The sequence below is a fragment of the Mesorhizobium sp. WSM4989 genome (genome assembly GCF_029625795.1).
Classification (GTDB): domain Bacteria; phylum Pseudomonadota; class Alphaproteobacteria; order Rhizobiales; family Rhizobiaceae; genus Mesorhizobium.
Window position 1 is genome coordinate 360,153 of record NZ_JARTVN010000003.1, and the last position, 20,779, is coordinate 380,931.

The following is a 20,779-nucleotide window of genomic DNA, read 5'->3' on the forward strand; positions in this document are numbered from 1 at the left end:
CGGCATTCAAGAAACACGGTTAATTTTTCGTTTCGAGCCGCCGTCCTCGGCCGATTTAGCTAGGCTCACAATGCGCGGCGACCGTAGGCGGAAATGCGGCCAAAACATGAAAAAAGGGGGAATTGAGGAACTGAAGAACTGAGGAATTGAAGGAAGAAATTAAGCCAGCTTCTCTCTGAGATTTACAAGCGCCCCCGGTCCTCCATTTTCCTCAGTTCGTCAGTTCGCCGTTCCTAAATTCTTCCGTTCCTCTGCCTACTCCAGCAACGGCGACCAGGCCGGATCCGAGGCGAAGTTCGAGGTCGGGATCTGCTGCTCGTTGCGGCCGGTAAGATCGACCGTGACCAGCTTCGGCCCGCCGGCGGAGTCGCGGAAGAACATCAGCACGCGACCGTTCGGCGCCCAGGTCGGCCCCTCCTGCTGGAAGCCGGAGGACAGGATGCGCTCGCCCGAACCATCGGTCTTCATGACGCCGATCTGGAACTCGCCGCCCGACTGCTTGGTAAAGGCGATGAGGTCGCCGCGCGGCGACCACACCGGCGTGGAATAGACGCCGTCGCCGAACGAGATGCGGTGCGGGTTGGAGCCGTCCGCGCCCATGACGTAGATCTGCGAGCGGCCGCTGCCGCCGCCGCGGTCGGAGGTGAAGACGATCTGCGAGCCGTCGGGCGAATAGGAGGGCGAGGTGTCGATGGCGGTCGAGTCGGTGAGCCGCGTGGTCGAACGGCTTCTCAGATCCATGGCGAAGATGTTGGAGTTGCCGTCATCGCGCAGCAGGCTCATGATCACCTTCTGGCCATCGGGCGAAAAGCGCGGCGCGAACGTCATGCCGGGGAAATTGCCGACCAGCTCGCGCTGCCCGGTCTCGATCTGCAGCAGATACACCTTCGGCTGTCCGCTCTCATAGGACATGTAGGTGATTTCCTGCCGGTTCGGCGAGAAGCGCGGCGTCAGCACGATCGAACGGCCGTCCGACAGGTAGCGGACGTTGGCGCCGTCCTGGTCCATGATGGCAAGACGCTTCTTGCGCGCGTTCTTGGCGCCGGATTCGTCGACGAAGACGACGCGCGTATCGAAGTAACCCTTCTCGCCGGTCAGCCGCTCGTAGATCGCATCGGCGATGATATGGGCGACGCGCCTGGTATTGGCGTCATTGGCGAAGAACTGCTCCCCGGCCATCTGCTGGCCGGCAAAGGTGTCCCATAGCCGGTACTGGGCGCGGATACGGCCGTCGGCTTCCTTGCCGACGCTGCCGGTGACCAGCGCCTGCGCATTGATCACCTTCCAGTCATCGAAGCGCGGCGTGGCGTCCGGGCCGGAGATCTTCTCGATGAAAGCGCTCTTGTCGATCGGCGCGAACAGGCCGGAACGCTTGAGGTCGGCCGTGACGATCTCCGTGATCTGGGCGCCGAGCTCACCATTGGACTGGAAGTCAGTGATGGCGATCGGCAGCGGCTCGACATTGCCCTTGTTGACGTTGAGCTCGACGAGCGCCCAGGCCGGCAAGGTGGCGGCGGTCGTCATGCCCAGCGCCATGGCTGCAATCGTCAGGAGCGGCTTGAGGAAAGATCTCATGTCTTCTCGCTTCTCTTCTTTGATGGTTCGGACGCAAAGCCTATAGGCCAAGCATCTCCCTTGGGTCGAAGGTGACCCGGATGTCGTTCCAAATATCCTGCTTGCCGGCTGGAACTTGCAGGCCGGCCACGTCGCATTTTTGAACCGCGCGCACTGCGCTTTCGTCGAACTGCCGGTTGCCGCTCGACTGCTCGATCGACGGGCGGCCGTCGAGCTTGCCGTTGGTATCGAGATTGAACCGGACCACGACGACGAAGTTCTCCGAACCTTCCAGTCCAACGGGCAACGTCCAGCAGCCGCCGAGCTGAGCTTCGAGCGCGCCTTGCTCGGATTTGGACAGCTTCTGGCCCTGATCCTTCTCGCCGCCGAGCGACGACTGCTGCGTGGAGCGCTTGGCGCCGCCACCCGACGGCTTCTGCTTGTCCAGAAGTGCTGAAATCTCGTCGGCGTTGAACTGCTTTTCATCCGACTTCGGCTTCGAGGAAGCTTCCTTCACCGGCTTTTCCGCGTCCTTGCGCTCCGGCGCCTTGGCGCTTTCGGCGGGAGCGGGCTGCGGCTTTGGCCGCGCTGCAGGGGCAGGTGCCGAGTCCGGAAGCTTAGCCTCCTCGGTCGGCTGCTCCTTGGCGATCGCCTCGGCGACGGCGTCCGGCTTGACCTCTTCCTTCTGGATGGCGGCGGTCGTGTCCTTCGGCGGCGCTGGCGTCGGCTCCTTGGCGGGTGTCGGCTTCGGCTCCGTCTGCTTGACCGGCTCGGGCTTGACCTCTTCCTTAGGTGTCGGCGTCGGCGCGACTTCGGTCGCCGGGGTCGGCTTCGGCTTTTCCTGCGGCTTCGGCACGTCCTCGACCGCCGGCTTCTCGGTCGGCGTCGGCGCCGGGGGCGGCGCGGATGTCTTCTCGACCGGCTTCGGCTTGGCTTCGTCCGTCGCCGGCTTGTCGGTGTCGACGCTGTTCTCGCCGACCTTCTGCGCGTCGGGGACGATATCCGGGCGCTTGGTCGGCAGCGGCGCCGGCTTGTCATGCATGACCGCTTTCTTGTCGCCCTGCAGGGTCTGCGCGATCGCTTCCATCGGCACGATGTCGACCGCGACGGACTCCACGTCGGAAGCCGGCATGGCGGGCGGCGAGGACAGCGTGAACAGCCCGAAGGCCAGCGCCACCGCATGCAAGATGACCGATGAGGTGAGGCCGGTCCGCATTTGGCGTTTACTGATCCTGTTCCTGCAGCGAAACCAGGCCGATGTTCTTGTAGCCGGCCGCCGAAATGCGGGCCATGACCTTCATGGCGGTGCCATAATCCGTCGACTTGTCGCCGCGAATGAAGATGCGCTCGTCATAGCCGGTCTTCGAGATTGCCTGCAGCTTCGCCACCAGCTCCTCGATCGGGATCTCGGTTTCCTGTAGATAGATCTGGCCGGCCGCGTTGATCGACACCGTGATCGGCTGCGTGTCGACATTCATCGCCTTGGCTTTCGTGTCGGGCAGGTCGATCGGAACGCCGACGGTGAGCAGCGGCGCCGCGACCATGAAGATGATCAGCAGCACCAGCATCACGTCGACCATCGGCGTGACGTTTATTTCCGACATCAGGCCATGATGACGACCGCGCCGCCGGTGGCCGCGTCCGCCTCGCCCTATGCCACCTGCGCTAGCAGCAGACATACCCATGATCGTACCTCAGGCCTTCTGCGCGACTTTTTCATCGATTTGGCGCGAGAGTATGGCGGAGAACTCATCCGCAAACCCTTCCATGCGCACGGCGAGCTTGTTCGCATCCGATGACAGCTTGTTGTAGGCGATGACGGCCGGAATGGCCGCGAGCAGGCCGATGGCCGTCGCCAGAAGGGCTTCCGCGATGCCGGGCGCCACGACCGACAGGCTGGTGTTCTTCGAGGCGGCGATCGCCTGGAAGGAGGTCATGATGCCGATGACGGTGCCGAACAAGCCGATGAATGGCGCGGCCGAACCCGTGGTGGCGAGGAAGCCGAGCCGACCCTCCAGCCTTTCCATCTCGCGGGTCAGCGCGAGATCCATCGCCTTGTCGATGCGGGTCTGCAATGCCAGCGCCGATTTGGCGCCCTTCTCGAAGCTCTTCTTCCATTCGCGCATGGCGGCGACGAAGATCGCGCCCATGCCGGTGGTCTTGCGGTCGGCGAGCGTGCGGTAGAGCTCCTCGAGCGACTGTCCCGACCAAAACACCTGCTCGAAGCGGTTGAGCGCCATCCGCATGCGGCTATAGGCGACAAGCTTGTCGATGATGATTGCCCAGGTCCAGATCGAGGCGCAGAGCAAGCCGATCATGACCAATTTGACCACCCAGCCGGCCTGCATGAACAAGGCCCATATCGACAAATGCGCGCCCGGGTCGGCGAGTGCGATGTTTTCCATGACTACGTCCTTAAGATTTTTCCGGGCATCGCTGGCGGCTGGCCCATGGCATCCCTTTGGTCCGATCGCGCGAAGCCTGAAGCTCGCGGGACAAGCCCCGAATGCACCGTTTCGCGGCGTTTTCGGGGCAAATCTTGGTGAAAGGAAGGCACACGAATTGCGCCAATCTTCACCAATTCCTTCATGAACCGTTATGGTTAAGGATGGGTTAGGATATGAAGCGTGGCGCATTGCCGCGCCCACCGGGCCGGCGCCATGCTGGACGCGGCCGATCAGTGCACATCGCGCTGAAGCAGGTCCAGGCGACGCGCTTTAGGTGTTTTGGTGCATGTCGTTGTCCCAGAACGGGCAACTCCTGCGTGACAGGGATTCGGCCGAAGCCGGTTCGCGGTGATCAGTCGCTCGTCCTCGGCATAAAGGCCGCGATCCATTCCTTCGGAAATCTGCGCGGCCGGCCGTTCTCGCCGATGATCGCCGCCTCGACCTTCGCTTCGACCAGCACCTCGCCGCCACGCTTCAACTGCTGCGCCATGAAGATGCGGGCGCCCGAAATGTCCTCGGTGCGCGTGTCGATGGTGAGGATGTCGTCCATGCGGGCCGGCGAACGGAAGTCGATCTCCATGCGCCGCACCACCCAGACGATGCGCTCGCCATGCTTGCCATCGGCAAGCTCGGTGTGATGGACGCCGGCGAGCCTGAGATAGTCCGAGCGCCCACGTTCGAAGAATTCGAGATAGCGCGCATGATAGACGACGCCGGAGAAATCGGTGTCGGCATAGTAGACGCGGGCCATCAGGCGATGGCCGGATTGCGTCAGCGCCCCCGAGAGCCCGGCGCTGAGCGCTGCGGATTCACCATGATCGTCCATCGCGCTTTCCTTTTCAGGCCTGAACTTTGGCGCGAGAACCGGATGGCACCGATGGGCGCGATGATCAAGACCTTGATGGCGGGGCTGCTGGCGCTTGGCGCCTGCGCGGTTTTCCGTCCGCGTGAAAAATACTGGAGCTACCCGAGATCGATCTGCAGGATCTCCGGCGGCATGCCGAAACGGACCGGCATGATGCTGAAGCCGAGCCCACCGGAGACGATCAGGTTGCGATCGTTCTCGACGACATGGCCATAGGCGTAGCGGTTGCCGAAGTCGGATGGCACGACCGGCGAATAGCCGAACAGCCGCACCTGCCCGCCATGGGTGTGGCCCGAAAGCGTCAGCGAAACTCGCCAAGGCACTTTCGGAAAGATGTCCGGCTCATGCGCGAGCAGGATGATCGGCTCGTCGCCTTGCACCTTGGCAAGCGTCCCGCCGAGGTCGTCGAGACCCTTGAAGCCGTGGCGGCCCAGGGCTTTGCTCGGCCGGATTGCCAGCTGGTCCGCGAGTCCAGCGATCCAGAAGCCCTGCCCGTCCTTCTCCAGCCGCATCACGTCGTTTTCCAGCACCGGGATGCCGACGCTCTCCAGTGCCTTGCGCGCGGCCGTTGGCCCGGCCATGGCCAGTTGCGCCGCATGATCGTGCCACCAGTCGTGATTGCCGAGGATCGAGAGCACGCCGAGCGGCGCCTTCAGCCCTGACAAAGCGGCGGCCCACTCCGGTGCAGACACTTCGGCCGTGACCAGCCGCATTCCATCGACATAGTCGCCGAGCAGCACGATCAGGTCTGGCTGCAGGGCATTCGTCCTTTCGACGAGCGAGGCGATCCGCTCCGAGGTCATCCAGGGATGACAGGCATGAATGTCGGCCAGTGCTGCGACGCGCAGCTTGAGGCCTGCGGGCCAGTGCGGCGGCGTCAGCGAATAGCGTTTCACATGGGCGAGCAGCATCGGCTCAATGCCGACCGCATAGGCGCTCAACGACACCATAGACAGGAACGATCCGCCGATGAGGCGCAGAAAGCCACGTCTGGTGATCATCGGTCAGCCCCGACCCTCGGAAATGCGTCAAGCTGCCTTAGAGGCTGCAATTGTGCCTTCAGCTTGGCGGAGCTGGGGAGATTTCGCGCAGGAAGCCCTTCAAGGCGCGTCCGACGAACAAATGTCCGTTACTCTTCCTGGAACAGGCTGATCTGCTGCTGCGCGAGGTCTTTCGGTGCTTCAAGGCCGAGATGCCGCCAGGCATTGGCGGTCAGCACGCGGCCGCGCGGCGTGCGCTGGATGAACCCCTGCTGGATCAGATAGGGCTCGATGATGTCCTCGATGGCGTCGCGCGGTTCCGACAGCCCAGCCGCGATCGTCTCGATGCCGACCGGTCCGCCGCCGAAGTTGCGGGCGATCATCGAGAGATACCGGCGGTCGAGCGCGTCGAGGCCGAGCCCGTCGACTTCCAGCCTGGTCAGCGCCTCGTCGGCAATGCGTTTATCGACATGGCCGTTTCCGGCGACGGAGGCGAAGTCTCGCACCCGGCGCAACAGACGTCCGGCAATGCGCGGCGTGCCGCGAGCGCGGCGCGCGATCTCCAGCGCGCCGTCGTCACCGAGCGGCATCGAGAGGATGCGGGCGCCGCGGCGCACGATCTGCTCCAGCTCCTCGACCGTGTAGAAATTGAGCCTGACCGGGATGCCGAAACGGTCGCGCAGAGGATTCGTCAAAAGTCCGAGCCGGGTTGTCGCCGCAACCAGCGTGAAGCGGGCAAGATCGATCTTGACCGAGCGCGCCGCCGGCCCCTCGCCGATGATGAGGTCAAGCTGGAAATCCTCCATCGCCGGGTAGAGGATTTCTTCCACCGCCGGATTGAGCCGGTGGATCTCGTCGATGAAGAGCACGTCGCGCTCCTCGAGATTGGTGAGCAGCGCCGCAAGGTCGCCGGCCTTGGCGATGACCGGCCCCGACGTCGAGCGGAAATTGACGCCGAGCTCACGCGCCATGATCTGCGCCAGCGTCGTCTTGCCGAGCCCCGGCGGGCCGACGAACAGCACATGGTCGAGCGCCTCGCCGCGGCTCTTGGCGGCATCGACGAAGACCTTGAGATTGGCACGCGCCGCAGCCTGGCCGACGAACTCGTCAAGCGACTGCGGCCGCAAGCTCTGGTCGGCATCCTCGCCGCGCTTGTCGGGGGCAATGAGACGGGGCGAAAGGCTCATGCGGTCTTCCTTGCATACGGCAAGGACCGGGACAAGCGCCGCCTCACCGCGCCAGTTCCTTCAGGCCGAAGCGGATCAGCTTCGAGGCGTCCGCCCCTTCGCCGGCCGACTTTAGGGCCGTGGCCACCGCATTGGCGGCGATGTCGCGCGAATAGCCGAGATTGACCAGCGCCGAGACCGCGTCGGTGATGGGTGCTGCCGCCACGCCTTCGCCAAGCTCCTGCTTGAGGCCGATCGTGCCGGTGGCGGCGCCCGCATAGGCCGGCGCCTTGGTGCGCAATTCGGTGACGATGCGCTCGGCCACCTTCTTGCCGACGCCCGGTGCGCGCGACACCATGGCGATGTCGCGCAACGCGATCGCATTGGCGAGGTCGGGCGGCGCCAGCGTCGACAGCACGGCCAGCGCCACCTTGGCGCCGACGCCCTGCACATTGTTCATCAAAAGGCGGAACCACTCGCGCTCGAGCGGGGTCTGAAAGCCGTATAGCCGGATCATGTCCTCGCGCACATAGGTCTCGATGAACAGCACCACCGCCTCGCCGGGGGACGGCAGCGCGGCAAGCGTGCGAGCCGAGCAATGGACGACATAGCCGACGCCGTGCACGTCCACGACGCAGGAATCCTCGTCGATCTCATCCAGCGTGCCCTTCAGCTTGCCGATCATGTCCTGGCCTTCATGGATGCGTTTCCGGAGAGACGATTTCGAGGTCGGGAAAATAGCTGCGATAGCGAGGAGCGTCGCGCGTCAATAGGCGGTGACCAGCAACGGCCGCATGAGCACCAATGAAAAAATCCGGCAAGGTCCGCTCTCGAACACCGCCGGCCCGCCGATAACGGGAATGTGCCACCCCAGCCAAGAATGCGGCTTCCCAGGGCAAAAACTCGCGATCCATTTCAAGCCTCTCGGCTGCTTTCCTCAGCATTGCTTCGGAAGCAACAAGGGGAGCAAGCTCGGACCAGACGATGCTGTTGATGACCAACGCGCCATCGCGTCCGCAGGAGATAATCGCGGACGAAGACCATTCCGTCAGCGGCCCAGCCGGACCCCAGACGTCAATGAGCACGTTTGTGTCAATCAACGTCGAGATTTTCACGTGGTCCCCTCAACCACTCCATGTACTCGTCCGTCGTCATGCCGCCCAAATCCAGCGTCCCCTCCATCTTGCCGAGGACCTCTTTGAATTTGCGGGCAGCTTCCTCCTCCGAAATGTTTTCGTTGACGGCGACAAGCCGGGCGCCCTCGTCCGTAGCCACGAACTGGACCTCCGAACCCGGGCCTATGCCCAAGTGGTCCCTTATTTGTTTGGGGATCGTGACTTGCCCTTTGGTGGTCACACGCATGGTAATACTCCGAAGGTATTACTTACTGCGCAAATGAGAACAAGTCAAGAACACTACCCGGCCAGCGCCGCCATTCGGTAGGCGACGCTTTGACGGTGATGCGCATGACATATGGCGATGGCCAGGGCATCGGCGGCATCGTCGGTCTCGAACACCGCTTTCGGCATCAGCACTTTCACCATCATATGGATCTGCTTCTTCTCGCCGTGACCGACGCCGATCACCGCCTTCTTGACCGCGTTGGGCGCGTATTCCGCGACCGCCAGCCCGGCGCGCGCCGGCACCAGCATGGCGATGCCGCGCGCCTGGCCGAGCTTCAGCGTCGCTGTGGCATCCTTGTTGACGAAGGTCTGCTCGATCGCCGCCTCGTGCGGCATGGCCTGGTGCAGCACCTCGGCGAGCCCATCATGCAATTGGCAGAGCCTTGTTGCGAGCGGCGCCTTGTCGTCGGAACGCACGGTGCCGGAGGCGACGAAGCGCAGCGAATTGCCGAGGCTCTCGACGATGCCCCAGCCGGTGCGCCTCAGGCCCGGATCGATGCCGATGATGCGAATCGCTTCCCCCATGCGCCAAGTCTAACCGCGGCGCATGGCGATGCCAGTGAATTGTGAACAAACCAGAAACAGCCTGTGCAGGGCGGGGTGCTTCAGAATTCGGTCCGATGAGTCATATGGCGGCGTTTTCAAGAACCGGTGCGGAGCGTGCTTTGGTACGCGAGGACCGGACGCGCAAAAAACGGCGCCAGATGGCCATCAGAGCGTGCGGAGCAGCCTGTTAGCCGCGGGCGAAGGCCGTGTTCAGCAAGCTGATCTGATCGGAGACCGGGTTGGCGCGGCGGGTGGCGGCCGGCGTGTCGTTCATGGCGCCGCCGTAGATCTCCTCGTCCATGCGCTTCACCAGCGCCTGCAGGCGCAGCGACCGGCTCACCAGGTCCAGGAAGTCCTTTGGCAATTCGCTCCAGCCCAGCGCCTCGTCATGCGCGGAGGCGGTATCGAGCCGCACCTTGGATTTTTCCGAGGCGACCTGGTCGCGGGTCATCTCGCCGGAATTGGCCGCGCGCTGCAAAAGCAGCCAGGAGGCGACCTGCATCAGCCTCGTGGTAAGACGCATCGATTCGGCCGCATAGAGCGTCGCCGCCGTGCGCGACAGCTTCTTGGCTTCGAGCCTGCCCTTGCCGTCAAGATATTCGGCCGCCTGTTCGACCAGGCCCATGCCCTCCTGGTAAAGCGGCTTGAAGGATTGGGAGAAAACCCGGCGTTCCGCGAGCTTTATGGTTTTCGCGCTGCCCTTCGAAGGCTCGTTCATCGATACGCCCCTGCACTGCCGCAAGCCGATTCGGCATCCTTGCCGATACGGCCTGCACCCTTAAACGACTGAGGCTTGAAAATGCGCTTCGATGCCCATGAAGGCAAGCGCATGTTTAACAAACGGTTAACGCCGAGGCGCGCTGCCCGCCGGCGGCCAACGGGCAAAAAAAGAGCCGCGGATAAGGCGGCTCTCAGGAGTTTAACAGGGAGGCGTCAAACAAAGTGGCTCCAACCACTCGGTAAGAATCCAGACAAACTGGATGGTCCTAGTAAACGCCTGTAAAGCTTAATGAAGCCTTAACGCCGCGCAGAATTTTCAAGCGAACGGACTTTTCCTGTGCCGGAACGGGACGGCCCGACTCCTCCCGCGCCATCAAGCCCTGGATGCATATGGTGGCGCCGAAACATCGGCCCCGCCGCCGCGACATCGTTTCGAAACACGCTCCGCGCTAAACGCCCGCTCCTCTGGGCTGGCGCAGTCGACGCCGTCACCGATCAAGAAATGCAGGAGCACACCATGGACTGGTATTCGATCGTCAAATTCCTTCACGTCGTCTCGGCCATCCTGTGGGTCGGCGGCGGCTTCGTCCTGTTCCTGCTCGGCGTGCTCGCCGAGCGCGCCGGCAACATCCAGGACAAGCTGCAAGCGATGCGGGCGAGCGGCGAGCTCGGCGGCCGCTTCTTCGCGCCGATGTCGATGCTCACCCTGATTTTCGGCCTGATCATGTGCGGCTTCTGGGTTGGCTTTTCCGACCTGTGGATCATCATCGGCCTTGTCGGCTACGCCACGACCTTCTCGATCGGCATGCTCGTTTTCAAGCCGACCGGCGAGCGGAGGGGGGCCATGGTCGCCAAGGAAGGCGTGACGCCGGCGGTTCTCGCCATCGGCCAGCGCATGATGCGCTGGGCGCGTTTCGACTACGCGGTGATGCTGGTGATCATCGCCGACATGGTGCTGAAGCCTACGCTTCACGACATCGGCATCCTCGCCGGCATGGTGCTGGTGATCGCGTCCGGCGCAGCGCTTGCGCTTGGCGGCGGCCGCCAGCTGGTGCCGAGCGCCGCTTGATCCTTCTGTAGCGGGCGGCGCCGGTGCGCCGCCCTGCCCATCACATCAGGCCCGCAATACCATCCCAGAGCAGCTTGAGCGCCACCACCGCCACCGTCGCGTATGTGAACGGATAAAACACCTCCGGCCGCATGCGGCGCACCAGCCAGGCGCCGGCGATGGTGGAAAGCGGCGCCAGCGGCATCAGCGCAAACGATGCGGTGAGATTGGCGCTGTCGAACTGGCCAAGCGCGAAATAGGGAATGAGCTTCAGCGCGTTGGTAGCGGCGAAGAAGATCGCCGCCGTCCCTGACAGCACCTTCGGGTCGAGCCGGATCGGCAGCGCGTAGACCTGGAAGGGCGGGCCGCCGACATGGGCGACGAAGCTGGTGAAGCCCGCAACGATGCCCCAGAACGCCGCAGCGATGCGGTTCGGCTCCACCTCGTGGTCGGCGCCGTGGCGAAACTGCAGATAGATCCAGCGCAGGACGAAGACCAGCGCGACCGCGCCGACGATCAGCCGCACCATTTCCTCCGTCACCAGGGCCGCCGTCAGCCAGCCGAGGCCGATGCCGATGACGGCGCCGGGCATCATGTCGACCAGCATCTTGCGATCATAGACGCCCCACCATGTCCACACCGAAACGATGTCCATCAGGCAAAGGATCGGCAGCAGGATGGCCGCCGCCTGCACCGGCGGGATGGCCAGCGCCATCAGCGGCACGCCGACGAAGCCTACGGCGCCGCCGAAGCCGCCCTTCGACAGGCCGACGAGGATGACCGCCGGAATGGCGGCGGCATAGAACCAGGGATCGCTGAGCAGGCCTGACATGGGAGATACGGCGACAAGAAACGGCTGGAGGATGGCGGGAGACTTGCAATAGACCAGAAAGCGAAAGACCGCGATAGCCGAAGCGCCCCGCCAGCCGGTCGGCGCGATCAACTGTCCGTAATCCAGCCTGCCGAGTTTGCGGCTGGCGGCGGGCCATGCATAAGGTCACCCGCCCAGCACAAGGTTTGACGATGAGCGAAGTCCTGATCCGCCGCGCGGACAAAGCCGATCTTGCGGCGATCGTCGCGATGCTTGCCGATGACGCGCTTGGCCGCGCCCGCGAGAATGCAAGCGTGCCTTTGGCGCAAGCCTATCAGGACGCCTTCGCGACCATAGACGGCAACCCGAACCATTTCCTGGCGGTGATGACGGACGGCGCCGAAGTCATCGGCACCTTGCAGATCAGTTTTATCCCAGGCCTGTCGTTGCAGGGCGCTTGGCGCGGCCAGATCGAGGCGGTGCGCGTCGCGGCGAGCCGGCGCGGAGAGGGGCTCGGGCATAGCCTGCTGGAATGGGCGATCGAAAGATGCCGCGAGCGCGGCTGCAGGGTGGTGCAACTGACGACCAACAAGAGCCGGCTCGACGCGCACCGCTTCTACGAACGGGTCGGCTTCAAGCCGAGCCACATCGGCTACAAGCTGGATCTTTGACGCACCCGCGCCGGCGATGCCGGCGACCTCTCATCGCCGCGCCTGAACCAGAAGAAACATCGGCCGCTCGACCTCTTTGGCCAGTTCAGGCCTGGCGGCGATCTGCCCTTCAGTTGGACAGAATTCCTCCACGCGGCCGATGGTGAACCCGGCCTGGATCAGGTTGTTGAGCGTGGTGCCGAGTGTGCGGTGGTGCTTCACCACGCCCTCGGAGAACCAGTCGGTCGTGCGCGGCCCTTCCACCAGATACTGATCGACGGGCCAGACGTTCCTTCCTGCGGCGTCCACGGACCAGCCCGGATTGCTTGGAGCCATGAAGATCGGATGCTCCGTCGAGAAGACGAAGAACCCGCCAGGGACCAGGGCCTGGTAAACCGTCGCGAACAGCCGCGCGGCATCGCTGACATAATGCAGGGCAAGCGAGCTATAGGCGAGGTCGAAGCGCGCCTTCGGCAGGCTCAGCTCGTCGAGGTCGACGCGCTCATAGGCTATGGCTTCGTCGGAGCCGGCGGCGCGTGCTCGGGCGAGCATCCTTTCCGACAGGTCGAGGCCCAGAACCTGCTTGGCTCCCTGCGCCCGCGCCCAGCGGCAGAACCAGCCGAAGCCGCAACCGAGATCGACGATGCTTAGACCACCCACCTTCGGCAGCATGGCGCGCAGAACCGGCCACTCGGGCGCGCCGTCCAACCCTTCCACCGAACGATGCAGACGGCTGTAGCCTTCGAAGAAATCGGCCTTGTCGTAGATATTTTGCGCCATGCTCTTCCCGTGCTTTCGCTTGCTAACCTAGCGGTCGTTTCGTTAGCGTCCATCAGCAGCTTCAACAGGCCGTCTGTCAGTCCTTGAAGATTGCGCAAGCCGCTGCTGCCGCGACGCTTTTCAGCGGCGATCTTCGCCCGCCTCCTGTTCAAGCCGGACGCTTTGCTCTATGCCGCAATGCCACCATGTTCGCCCGGCATAGGCGAAAACCGGGATCGAAGACCGATGAATGAAGCAACCCCGCCCAATCGCTGCCGAATCGTGCTGATCGCGCCGCCGCTTGTGACTCCCGAGCACATCTGCACCGCCTTCGACGGCGGCGACGTCGCCTCGCTGATCCTGCCCGAAAACGGCATGGATGACGCCGCCTTCCAGGCCTTCGCCGAGAAGATCGTGCCGATCGCGCAGGCCGCCGGCGTCGCCGTCATCATCGCCGGCGACAGCCGCATCGCCGGCCGCGTCCATGCCGATGGCATCCATGTCGAGGCAAACCGCCAGGAACTGGCCGAAACGATTAAGCGCTTGGCCGACAGGATGATGGTCGGCGCGGGCGGCGCCAAGACCCGCGACGAGGCGCTGGAGCTCGGCGAGGAGCGGCCCGACTACATGTTCTTCGGCCGCTTCGGCTATGACAACAAGCCCGAGCCGCACCACCGCAATCTCGCTCTCGGTGAATGGTGGGCGCAGATGATCCAGATTCCTTGCATCGTCATGGCCGGCTCCGAGCTTGCGTCGGTGGAAACGGTAGCAGCCACCGGCGCCGAGTTCGTGGCGCTCTCCAGCGCCGTCTTCGCCGACGGACTCGATCCGCGCGCGGCGGTCGCCGCGGCCAACGCGCTGCTCGACCAAATCGCGCCGCGCTTCGAGGACTGACGTGCGCTGGCCCCGGCTTTCCTTCGCGGCGTTGGCCGCTGCCTTGACGATCCAGGCGGCCGCTGCGCTGGCCGCCGAGACCCCGCCGGTGCCGCAGCCCAGACCGGACACGACCACACCCGACACGGGCGCGCCGGATACAAGCGCCCCTGCTAGCGGCGCCTCGAATACAAGCATTCCGAATTTAGGCGCCCCAAATACCGGCGCCCCGAATGCTGCCGCCCCGAATACTGGCGCGGCCCATGCCGATAAGCCGATCGAAACACCGCTGCCACAGCCGGCAACGCTTCAACCGCCATCGGCCGATACCATCAATCCCGATCGCTTCGGCGCCAAGCTCCCCGACGCCGCCTACGGCGCCTTCCAGCGCGGCCTCTATAAGACCGCCTACAACCTTGCCATGGTGCGGGCCAAGAACGGCGACCCCGCGGCGCAGACACTGGTCGCCGAGATCCTGTCGCGTGGGCTGGGCGTGCCACTCAACGCGGCAGAGGCCGCGAAATGGTATGGGCTCGCCGCCGAGCAGGGCGTGCCGGAGGCGCAGTTCCAATATGCGCTGATGCTGCTCGACGGACGCTATGTGAAGAAGGACGCCAAGGAAGCCTATGCGCTGATGCAGGCCGCCGCCGAGGCGGGCAACCGCCTGGCCCAGTTCAACTTCGCCCAATTGCTCGTCCAGCAGGATCCGGGCGATGCCGGCATCGCCAAGGCGGCTGTGTATTATGAGCGCGCCGCCAGTACCGGCCTTGCCGACGCCGAATATGCGATGGCGCAAATCTACGCCAACGGCGCCGGCGGCAAACCGCGCGACGACGCCAAGGCACGCACCCTGCTGGCGCAGGCCGCCCGGCAGAACTACGACACCGCGCAACTTGACCTCGCCGCATGGATGATCGAGGGGCGCGGCGGCGATCGCGACCTGAAATCGGGCTTTGCCTGGATGAGGCGCGCGGCCGAAGGCGGCAATGTCGCCGCCCAGAACCGCCTCGCCAAACTCTATATGGGCGGCATCGGTACCGACCCCGATCTGATCCTGGCCGGAGCCTGGTATATCGTCGCCCGGCGCGCCGGGTTGATCGACCCGCAGATGGACGATTTCCTGCAGGGCCTCGACGACGGTCAGACCAAGCAGGCGCTGCAGAGGGCGAACCGGCTGCCCTGAAAAGACGGCTCACGGCAGCGGCCATCTCCATGAGCGTTCGTGACGCCTCCCTTGCCACTCAATGCGATTTGTGGTCTTGGAGGCGCCAAAGCGCGCTCCGCGCCAAAAATCTCATTCCGGATCAGTTCAACATGGCCAAGATCAGTGGCAGCGAAATCCGTCCCGGCTATGTCATCGAGCATGACGGCGGCCTCTGGGTCGCGGTCAAGACCAACACCGTGAAGCCCGGCAAGGGCGGCGCCTACAACCAGGTCGAGCTGAAGAACCTGATCAACGGCACCAAGCTCAACGAGCGCTTCCGCTCGGCCGAGACCGTCGAGCAGATCCGGCTGGAGATGAAGGATTTCTCCTTCCTCTACGAGCAGGGCGACGCGCTGGTTTTCATGGACACCGAAAGCTACGAGCAGCTCGAACTGAACAAGGATTTCGTCGGCGAGCGCGCCGCCTTCCTGCAGGACGGCATGATGGTCACGGTCCAGCTCTACGAGGAGCGGCCGATCGGCATCTCGCTGCCCGACCAGGTGACGCTGACCATCACCGAGGCCGACCCCGTGGTGAAGGGCCAGACGGCGGCGTCCTCTTACAAGCCTGCAGTGCTGGAAAACGGTGTCCGCGTTCTGGTGCCGCCCTTCATCTCGGCCGGCGAGCGCATCATCGTCGACACCAACGAGATCACTTACGTGCGTCGCGCAGAATAAAACGGCCAACACAGGAAGAAGAAGAATGGCGCGTTCCGCTCTCCTCAATGTCATGGTCCAGGCCGCGATGAAGGCCGGCCGGTCGCTGTCGCGCGATTTCGGCGAGGTGCAGAACCTGCAGGTCTCGATGAAGGGGCCTGGCGACTATGTCAGCCAGGCCGACCGCAAGGCCGAAGAGATCGTCTTTACCGAACTGTCGAAGGCGCGGCCGGGCTACGCCTTCCTGATGGAGGAGCGCGGCGCCGTCGACGGCGAGGACGGCCAGCATCGCTGGATCGTCGACCCGCTCGACGGCACGACCAACTTCCTCCACGGCATCCCGCTCTTCGCGGTCTCGATCGCGCTCGAGCGCCAGGGCCAGATCGTCGCCGGTGTCGTCTACAATCCGGCCATGGATGAGCTCTATACCACCGAGCGCGGCGGCGGCGCCTTCATGAACGACCGCCGGCTGCGCGTCGCCGGACGCGCCAAGCTCACCGATGCCGTGATCGGCTGCGGCGTGCCGCATCTTGGGCGCGGCCAGCACGGCAATTTCCTGATCGAGTTGCGCAATGTCATGGCCGAGGTCTCCGGCGTCCGCCGCCTTGGCTCAGCCTCGCTCGATCTCGCCTATGTCGCGGCCGGCCGCATGGACGGGTTTTGGGAAACCGGCCTTTCGGCCTGGGACATCGCCGCCGGCGCCCTGCTCATCCGTGAAGCGGGCGGCTTCGTTTCGGATATGGATGGCGGGCAGGACATGCTGGAGGCCGGCTCCATCGTCGCCGGCAACGAGCTTATCCAACGCGCCCTCTTGAAGACGGTAAAGAAGCCGCTGGCTGCGCGCTGAAGCGCCCCTATCGCATCACCCCGAAATCGGGAATCGATTTCGCTGACCTCCGGTTCGGAACGGATAAGCGCAAATCAAAGGGCTGCAGCCTCCTTTGCGCGTCGAAAGGACGCGCAGCGCGCTCGTCGCAAAACCGCAACCGAAGCTTGAAATACTGATCCGCGACTGCCCAGATTATGGTTGCAGGATCATTCATGAACGACGCTCGCGCAAATACAACGATCGAAATCCCCTTTGTCGGCCGCTGGCACTATTCGCGCGCCGAGATGATCGCCGATGGCATCGTCCATGCTGTGGGCATCGTGCTGGCGATCGCCGCCGGCTCTGCCTTCCTGGCTTTAGCCGCCTTCCATTCCGGCCCGGGTGAGTATGTCGCCGCCGTCTTCTACGTTGTGTCGCTGCTCACCGTGCTGTCGGTATCGCTGGCCTATAATTTGTGGCCGATTTCGTGGCCGGCGAAGTGGATCCTGCGCCGCTTCGACCATGCCGCGATCTATCTGCTGATCGCCGCCACCTACACGCCTTTCCTGGCCCAGCTCCACACGTCCGCGCTTGCCATGCCGATGATCGTTATCGTGTGGAGCGCGGCGGCAATGGGCATCGCCATCAAGATGTTCCTGCCCGGGCGCTACGACCGGCTGGCGATCCTCTTCTATCTCGCCATCGGCTGGAGCGGCGTCGTGCTCGCCGGACCGCTGGCCGCGACGCTGCCGCCTGCCTCCGTCATGCTGCTGGTCGCGGGCGGCATCGTCTATTCATTGGGCGTCATCTTCTTTGCCTGGAAAGGCCTGCGCTTCCACAATGCCGTCTGGCATGGCTTCGTCGTCACCGGCGCCGGGCTGCACCTGGCCGCCATGGTCGACTGTCTGGTCATCAGCCGTTTTTGAAACGACCCGCGCGGGGCGATATTGTCAAGCACCATTCAATTTGGTCACAATTCCGTTTAGAGTCGCGGCAATTCTGCGGCGGGTGGCATCGGAAACGGGGCACGGATGGCTTTTCTCAGATCCTTCGGCAGGCGCTCGGATGTCCTGGTCTACGATCCACACAAACTGTCGAGCCCGCAGGTCTTCCTGCTCACGATGGTGATCTTCCTGGTCATCGTCGCCTTCATCGCCGCCATCCTCACCCGCCAGATCTCCTCCGCCTTCTCCAGCAATCCCGGCCTCAACGGGCTGATCATCGGCGTGCTCGCCGTCGGCATCCTGCTCGCCTTCGCCCAGGTCGGCCGGCTGTTCAGAGAGGTGCGCTGGGTCAACTCCTTCCGCGCCGGCTCCGAGACCACCGAGCCGGTGCTCCTGGCGCCGATGAAGGCGATGATCGGCCGCTCGTCGACGATCGCCTTCTCGACCTCTTCGATGCGCACCATGCTCGATTCCATCGCCACGCGCCTCGATGAAAGCCGCGACACCTCGCGCTATCTTGTCGGACTGCTGGTGTTTCTCGGCCTGCTCGGCACCTTCTGGGGCCTGCTCAACACCATCGCCTCAATCCGCGAGACGATCGAGGCGCTCGACCCCGGCAGCGGCGATGCCGCCGCCGTACTCGACGCGCTCAAGCAGGGCCTCTCGGCGCCGCTCGCCGGCATGGGCACGGCCTTCTCGTCCTCGCTGTTCGGCCTCTCCGGCTCGCTGGTGCTCGGCTTCCTCGACCTGCAGGCGGGCCGCGCCCAGACCCGCTTCTACACCGAGCTCGAGAACTGGCTGTCCTCGGTCACCGATCTCTCGTCCGATATCGTCGTGTCGGAATCGGCGCGCGCCGAGCCGTCGGAGGAGATCCGCCTGCTGTCGGAACGGCTGCGCAGCCTGCAGGAAAACGGCGGCGGCTCCAACCCGCGCGTCGCCACCGCCATGGCCAACCTGGCGGACGGCATTTCCGGACTGGTCAAGAACATGCGCTCCGAACAGCAGATCATGCGCGACTGGGTCGAGGCGCAGTCGGACGAACAGAAGGCGATGCGCAACACGCTGGAAAAGATCGCTGACGCCCTGAAGAAGACCGGAGTGCACTGACGTGGCGCTGGCAAGGCGGCGCGCCGATCGCCGCATCGACTACTGGCCCGGCTTCGTCGACGCGCTGTCGACGCTTCTGCTCGCCATCATGTTCCTGCTGACGGTCTTCGTGTTGGCGCAATTCCTGCTCAGCCGCGAAATCTCCGGCAAGGACACGGTGCTCAGCCGCCTCAACTCGCAGATCAACGAGCTGACGCAGTTGCTGGCGCTGGAGCGCTCGAACAGCCAGGACAAGGAAGATACGCTCGCCAATCTGCAGGCCTCGCTGTCGGCGGCGGAGGCGGAAAAGAGCCGTCTTCAGCAATTGCTGGAGCAGGGTGCCGGCGCCGGCGACGCGGCCAACAAGCGGGCAGACGCGCTGTCCGGCGAACTCAGCAACCAGCGCCAGATCAGCCAGCAAGCGCTGAGCCAGGTCGAGATCCTCAACCAGCAGATCGCCGCACTGCGCAAGCAGATCGCGGCGCTCGAGGACGCGCTCAACGTGTCCGAGCAGCGCGACCGCGAGTCCAACACCAAGATTGCCGATCTCGGCCGCCGCCTGAACGTGGCGCTGGCGCAGCGCGTCCAGGAGCTCAACCGCTACCGTTCCGATTTCTTCGGCCGACTGCGCGAGATCCTCGCCGACCGCGAGAACATCCGCATCGTCGGCGACCGCTTCGTCTTCCAGTCGGAAGTGCTGTTCCCGACCGGCTCCGACGAGATCAACGATGCCGGCAAGGTCGAGATGAAGAAGCTCGCCGATGCCGTCATCGAGCTGCAGAGGGAAATCCCGCCCGAGATCAGCTGGGTGCTGCGCGTCGATGGCCACACCGACAACAAGCCCTTGTCCGGCACCGGCCGCTATCGCGACAACTGGGAGCTGTCGACCGCCCGTGCGACCTCGGTGGTGAAGTTCCTGATCGAGAACGGCGTGCCGGCGAACCGGCTGGTAGCCGCCGGCTTCGGCGAATTCCAGCCGCTCGATCCGGCCGACACGGATGAGGCGCGCAGCAAGAATCGCCGAATTGAACTGAAGCTCACCGAACGTTGATCCGGCATCACGCGAACTCACGCGAATTTGTTCGCAGGCTCAACTCTAGCGCGCAGAAGCTCGCCGGCAAGGCCTGAAAACATTATCTTTTTTTAATTACACTCGGCGACTTGGAGGCCCTAATTTGCTGCGCAGGGCCGGGAACCGCCGGCGATGCCTCCCATCGCGACGCGACGGAACCGGACGGCCCACTAGCTCGGAAGCAGAGCGGGATGGCCGCTCCTTCCCCAGCAGGAGGACGCGCCGTCATGCGCGCTTTGACATCTCTCAAGACTGCAACTCTCGCCGCGATTCTGATTGCCGCTCCGCTCGCCGGCGCCTACGCCGCCGGACATCACAAGGGCGCTCTCGACGCAACCGATCCAACCGACTTCACCGGACCGCGGGTGACCAGCCTGATCGAGCAGGTCCAGGGTGTGGATCAGGGCATCGCCGACGCGCGGCAAGCAAACGACATCTCGGCCTCGGAAGCGCAGCAACTGCATATGCGCGCCGCGCACATCAGCCAGGTGGCCGAGCACGTAGCCGCTTCGGATCACGGCAGGATTCCGGCTGCGCAATATCACGATCTGCTGCGCCGTCTCGACAATGTCGACCAGAAGCTGAGAACCGATACCGGCAGCGGCTTCCTGATGGGCGACGGCGCCGACGGCGGTCACTATCCGAACGGCTGAGCGGTTTCGGGCCGCGACTGCCGTTTCGAGACCAGGAAGGGACGATCTGGCGCCCGAGGGACCTGGCCCGAGGGCGTCCTTTTTTCAGTCACCGGCCGAGCCAAAGCGCGATAATGGCAAGCACCGCAGGCAGCGTCTGGACGAACAGGACCTTGCGGCCGACGGTCGCCCCGCCATAGAGGCCGGCGACGGCAACGCAAAGCAGGAAGAACATCTTGATCTGGAACCCACCGGTGCCGAGATAGAGCCCCCAGATCAGGCCTGTAGCAAGAAAGCCGTTATAGAGCCCCTGGTTGGCGGCGAGCACTTTCGAGGCGCTGGCGAAGTCCGGCTTGAGGTTGAACGCCTTGTGGCCGCGCGGCGTGTCCCACAGCACCATCTCCAGATAGACGATGTAGCAGTGGATCAGCGCCACCAGCCCGGTCAGGATATTGCCGATCATTGTCCCCTCCGCTCGTTGGCCCCAACCTTGATCACGCAGCGCTGTTGCAAGGCAAGATGGGCTGATCCGGAACGGGCGGATCAGGGTTGCCA

At 64.1% G+C, this 20,779-nt stretch carries 25 protein-coding genes; 10 read left to right on the top strand and 15 right to left on the bottom strand.

Annotation, left to right across the window (positions count from 1 at the left end; genetic code table 11):
• Positions 1-255: 255 nt before the first annotated feature.
• The 12 genes from tolB to P9217_RS26660 all read right to left on the bottom strand — a co-directional run bounded on the left by tolB (position 256) and on the right by P9217_RS26660 (position 9,679).
• Positions 256-1,536: a Tol-Pal system beta propeller repeat protein TolB gene (tolB, locus tag P9217_RS26605; RefSeq protein ID WP_245299761.1), complete on the bottom strand. Its 1,281-nt coding sequence runs from the start codon at positions 1,534-1,536 to the stop codon at positions 256-258.
• Positions 1,537-1,615: 79 nt separating this feature from the next.
• Positions 1,616-2,770 (bottom strand): TonB family protein, encoded by a 1,155-nt coding sequence (locus P9217_RS26610; protein WP_095824085.1) that lies wholly within the window; start codon positions 2,768-2,770, stop codon positions 1,616-1,618.
• 7 nt (positions 2,771-2,777) lie between these two features.
• Positions 2,778-3,239: a protein TolR gene (gene tolR / locus P9217_RS26615; protein WP_067319458.1), complete on the bottom strand. Its 462-nt coding sequence runs from the start codon at positions 3,237-3,239 to the stop codon at positions 2,778-2,780.
• Between the two features lie 9 nt (positions 3,240-3,248).
• Entirely contained in the window at positions 3,249-3,959 is a 711-nt protein-coding gene (tolQ, locus tag P9217_RS26620) for a protein TolQ (protein ID WP_067001789.1), read from the bottom strand.
• 394 nt (positions 3,960-4,353) lie between these two features.
• Complete coding sequence (gene ybgC / locus P9217_RS26625) at positions 4,354-4,827, bottom strand: tol-pal system-associated acyl-CoA thioesterase (protein ID WP_278088158.1); 474 nt, start codon at positions 4,825-4,827, stop codon at positions 4,354-4,356.
• A 137-nt stretch (positions 4,828-4,964) separates the two neighbouring features.
• Complete coding sequence (locus P9217_RS26630) at positions 4,965-5,867, bottom strand: metallophosphoesterase (RefSeq protein ID WP_095799767.1); 903 nt, start codon at positions 5,865-5,867, stop codon at positions 4,965-4,967.
• A 128-nt stretch (positions 5,868-5,995) separates the two neighbouring features.
• Positions 5,996-7,033 (bottom strand): Holliday junction branch migration DNA helicase RuvB, encoded by a 1,038-nt coding sequence (gene ruvB / locus P9217_RS26635; RefSeq protein WP_067002199.1) that lies wholly within the window; start codon positions 7,031-7,033, stop codon positions 5,996-5,998.
• A 43-nt stretch (positions 7,034-7,076) separates the two neighbouring features.
• Positions 7,077-7,697, bottom strand: a complete 621-nt coding sequence (ruvA, locus tag P9217_RS26640; protein WP_095799766.1) for a Holliday junction branch migration protein RuvA — start codon at positions 7,695-7,697, stop codon at positions 7,077-7,079.
• A gap of 10 nt (positions 7,698-7,707) precedes the next feature.
• On the bottom strand, positions 7,708-8,127 hold the full coding sequence (locus P9217_RS26645; protein ID WP_278088159.1) for a type II toxin-antitoxin system VapC family toxin: 420 nt from the start codon (positions 8,125-8,127) through the stop codon (positions 7,708-7,710).
• A complete protein-coding gene (locus tag P9217_RS26650) occupies positions 8,105-8,374 on the bottom strand; it encodes an AbrB/MazE/SpoVT family DNA-binding domain-containing protein (protein ID WP_067319466.1) in 270 nt (89 codons plus the stop codon). Before P9217_RS26650 ends, P9217_RS26645 begins: the two co-directional genes overlap by 23 nt.
• A gap of 53 nt (positions 8,375-8,427) precedes the next feature.
• Positions 8,428-8,940: a crossover junction endodeoxyribonuclease RuvC gene (gene ruvC, locus P9217_RS26655; RefSeq protein ID WP_067001770.1), complete on the bottom strand. Its 513-nt coding sequence runs from the start codon at positions 8,938-8,940 to the stop codon at positions 8,428-8,430.
• Positions 8,941-9,148: 208 nt separating this feature from the next.
• A complete protein-coding gene (locus tag P9217_RS26660; protein WP_095824088.1) occupies positions 9,149-9,679 on the bottom strand; it encodes a DUF1465 family protein in 531 nt (176 codons plus the stop codon).
• A gap of 519 nt (positions 9,680-10,198) precedes the next feature.
• Between P9217_RS26660 and P9217_RS26665 the strand changes: the two genes are divergently transcribed.
• Positions 10,199-10,750: a DUF2269 family protein gene (locus tag P9217_RS26665; RefSeq protein ID WP_278088160.1), complete on the top strand. Its 552-nt coding sequence runs from the start codon at positions 10,199-10,201 to the stop codon at positions 10,748-10,750.
• Positions 10,751-10,790: 40 nt separating this feature from the next.
• On the opposite strand, the gene P9217_RS26670 is transcribed toward P9217_RS26665, so the two are convergent.
• Entirely contained in the window at positions 10,791-11,561 is a 771-nt protein-coding gene (locus P9217_RS26670) for a sulfite exporter TauE/SafE family protein (protein WP_095799968.1), read from the bottom strand.
• Positions 11,562-11,752: 191 nt separating this feature from the next.
• On the opposite strand from P9217_RS26670, the gene P9217_RS26675 reads away from it, so the two are divergent.
• The gene (locus P9217_RS26675; RefSeq protein WP_095799765.1) at positions 11,753-12,211 is read left to right on the top strand and encodes a GNAT family N-acetyltransferase; all 459 of its coding nucleotides are present in this window, start codon (positions 11,753-11,755) and stop codon (positions 12,209-12,211) included.
• 30 nt (positions 12,212-12,241) lie between these two features.
• Here P9217_RS26675 and P9217_RS26680 read toward each other — a convergent pair whose 3' ends face one another.
• Positions 12,242-12,970 carry a class I SAM-dependent methyltransferase gene (locus tag P9217_RS26680; RefSeq protein ID WP_095799764.1) on the bottom strand — a complete coding sequence of 243 codons (729 nt, stop codon included), beginning with the start codon at positions 12,968-12,970 and terminating at the stop codon, positions 12,242-12,244.
• A gap of 225 nt (positions 12,971-13,195) precedes the next feature.
• Between P9217_RS26680 and P9217_RS26685 the strand changes: the two genes are divergently transcribed.
• The 8 genes from P9217_RS26685 to P9217_RS26720 all read left to right on the top strand — a co-directional run bounded on the left by P9217_RS26685 (position 13,196) and on the right by P9217_RS26720 (position 20,245).
• Complete coding sequence (locus P9217_RS26685) at positions 13,196-13,843, top strand: thiamine phosphate synthase (protein ID WP_095799967.1); 648 nt, start codon at positions 13,196-13,198, stop codon at positions 13,841-13,843.
• A gap of 175 nt (positions 13,844-14,018) precedes the next feature.
• Positions 14,019-15,005 carry a tetratricopeptide repeat protein gene (locus P9217_RS26690; protein ID WP_278088321.1) on the top strand — a complete coding sequence of 329 codons (987 nt, stop codon included), beginning with the start codon at positions 14,019-14,021 and terminating at the stop codon, positions 15,003-15,005.
• Positions 15,006-15,136: 131 nt separating this feature from the next.
• Entirely contained in the window at positions 15,137-15,703 is a 567-nt protein-coding gene (gene efp, locus P9217_RS26695) for an elongation factor P (RefSeq protein WP_067001754.1), read from the top strand.
• 25 nt (positions 15,704-15,728) lie between these two features.
• Positions 15,729-16,529, top strand: coding sequence for an inositol monophosphatase family protein (locus P9217_RS26700; protein ID WP_067319472.1), 801 nt, complete (start codon positions 15,729-15,731; stop codon positions 16,527-16,529).
• Between the two features lie 194 nt (positions 16,530-16,723).
• Entirely contained in the window at positions 16,724-17,416 is a 693-nt protein-coding gene (locus tag P9217_RS26705) for a hemolysin III family protein (protein ID WP_067319474.1), read from the top strand.
• A 105-nt stretch (positions 17,417-17,521) separates the two neighbouring features.
• On the top strand, positions 17,522-18,541 hold the full coding sequence (locus P9217_RS26710; protein ID WP_067319476.1) for a MotA/TolQ/ExbB proton channel family protein: 1,020 nt from the start codon (positions 17,522-17,524) through the stop codon (positions 18,539-18,541).
• Between the two features lies 1 nt (position 18,542).
• On the top strand, positions 18,543-19,571 hold the full coding sequence (locus tag P9217_RS26715) for a peptidoglycan -binding protein (RefSeq protein ID WP_067319478.1): 1,029 nt from the start codon (positions 18,543-18,545) through the stop codon (positions 19,569-19,571).
• A 248-nt stretch (positions 19,572-19,819) separates the two neighbouring features.
• A complete protein-coding gene (locus tag P9217_RS26720; RefSeq protein ID WP_067319480.1) occupies positions 19,820-20,245 on the top strand; it encodes a hypothetical protein in 426 nt (141 codons plus the stop codon).
• Positions 20,246-20,333: 88 nt separating this feature from the next.
• Here the strand turns inward: P9217_RS26720 and P9217_RS26725 are convergent, their stop codons facing one another.
• Positions 20,334-20,687: a DUF1304 domain-containing protein gene (locus P9217_RS26725; protein ID WP_067319482.1), complete on the bottom strand. Its 354-nt coding sequence runs from the start codon at positions 20,685-20,687 to the stop codon at positions 20,334-20,336.
• Positions 20,688-20,779 lie beyond the last annotated feature (92 nt).

Bases quoted from the DNA above. Each gene is read 5' to 3' on its own strand.
- P9217_RS26670 (WP_095799968.1), bottom strand. From the start codon at position 11,561: ATGTCAGGCCTGCTCAGCGATCCCTGGTTCTATGCCGCCGCCATTCCG.
- P9217_RS26710 (WP_067319476.1), top strand. From the start codon at position 17,522: ATGGCTTTTCTCAGATCCTTCGGCAGGCGCTCGGATGTCCTGGTCTAC.
- P9217_RS26685 (WP_095799967.1), top strand. From the start codon at position 13,196: ATGAATGAAGCAACCCCGCCCAATCGCTGCCGAATCGTGCTGATCGCG.
- P9217_RS26665 (WP_278088160.1), top strand. From the start codon at position 10,199: ATGGACTGGTATTCGATCGTCAAATTCCTTCACGTCGTCTCGGCCATC.
- ruvA (WP_095799766.1), bottom strand. From the start codon at position 7,697: ATGATCGGCAAGCTGAAGGGCACGCTGGATGAGATCGACGAGGATTCC.
- tolQ (WP_067001789.1), bottom strand. From the start codon at position 3,959: ATGGAAAACATCGCACTCGCCGACCCGGGCGCGCATTTGTCGATATGG.
- P9217_RS26705 (WP_067319474.1), top strand. From the start codon at position 16,724: ATGAACGACGCTCGCGCAAATACAACGATCGAAATCCCCTTTGTCGGC.
- P9217_RS26675 (WP_095799765.1), top strand. From the start codon at position 11,753: ATGAGCGAAGTCCTGATCCGCCGCGCGGACAAAGCCGATCTTGCGGCG.
- P9217_RS26680 (WP_095799764.1), bottom strand. From the start codon at position 12,970: ATGGCGCAAAATATCTACGACAAGGCCGATTTCTTCGAAGGCTACAGC.
- P9217_RS26630 (WP_095799767.1), bottom strand. From the start codon at position 5,867: ATGATCACCAGACGTGGCTTTCTGCGCCTCATCGGCGGATCGTTCCTG.
- ruvB (WP_067002199.1), bottom strand. From the start codon at position 7,033: ATGAGCCTTTCGCCCCGTCTCATTGCCCCCGACAAGCGCGGCGAGGAT.
- P9217_RS26700 (WP_067319472.1), top strand. From the start codon at position 15,729: ATGGCGCGTTCCGCTCTCCTCAATGTCATGGTCCAGGCCGCGATGAAG.
- ruvC (WP_067001770.1), bottom strand. From the start codon at position 8,940: ATGGGGGAAGCGATTCGCATCATCGGCATCGATCCGGGCCTGAGGCGC.
- P9217_RS26650 (WP_067319466.1), bottom strand. From the start codon at position 8,374: ATGCGTGTGACCACCAAAGGGCAAGTCACGATCCCCAAACAAATAAGG.
- tolB (WP_245299761.1), bottom strand. From the start codon at position 1,536: ATGGCGCTGGGCATGACGACCGCCGCCACCTTGCCGGCCTGGGCGCTC.
- P9217_RS26610 (WP_095824085.1), bottom strand. From the start codon at position 2,770: ATGCGGACCGGCCTCACCTCATCGGTCATCTTGCATGCGGTGGCGCTG.
- P9217_RS26660 (WP_095824088.1), bottom strand. From the start codon at position 9,679: ATGAACGAGCCTTCGAAGGGCAGCGCGAAAACCATAAAGCTCGCGGAA.
- P9217_RS26725 (WP_067319482.1), bottom strand. From the start codon at position 20,687: ATGATCGGCAATATCCTGACCGGGCTGGTGGCGCTGATCCACTGCTAC.
- ybgC (WP_278088158.1), bottom strand. From the start codon at position 4,827: ATGGACGATCATGGTGAATCCGCAGCGCTCAGCGCCGGGCTCTCGGGG.
- P9217_RS26720 (WP_067319480.1), top strand. From the start codon at position 19,820: ATGCGCGCTTTGACATCTCTCAAGACTGCAACTCTCGCCGCGATTCTG.
- tolR (WP_067319458.1), bottom strand. From the start codon at position 3,239: ATGGGTATGTCTGCTGCTAGCGCAGGTGGCATAGGGCGAGGCGGACGC.
- efp (WP_067001754.1), top strand. From the start codon at position 15,137: ATGGCCAAGATCAGTGGCAGCGAAATCCGTCCCGGCTATGTCATCGAG.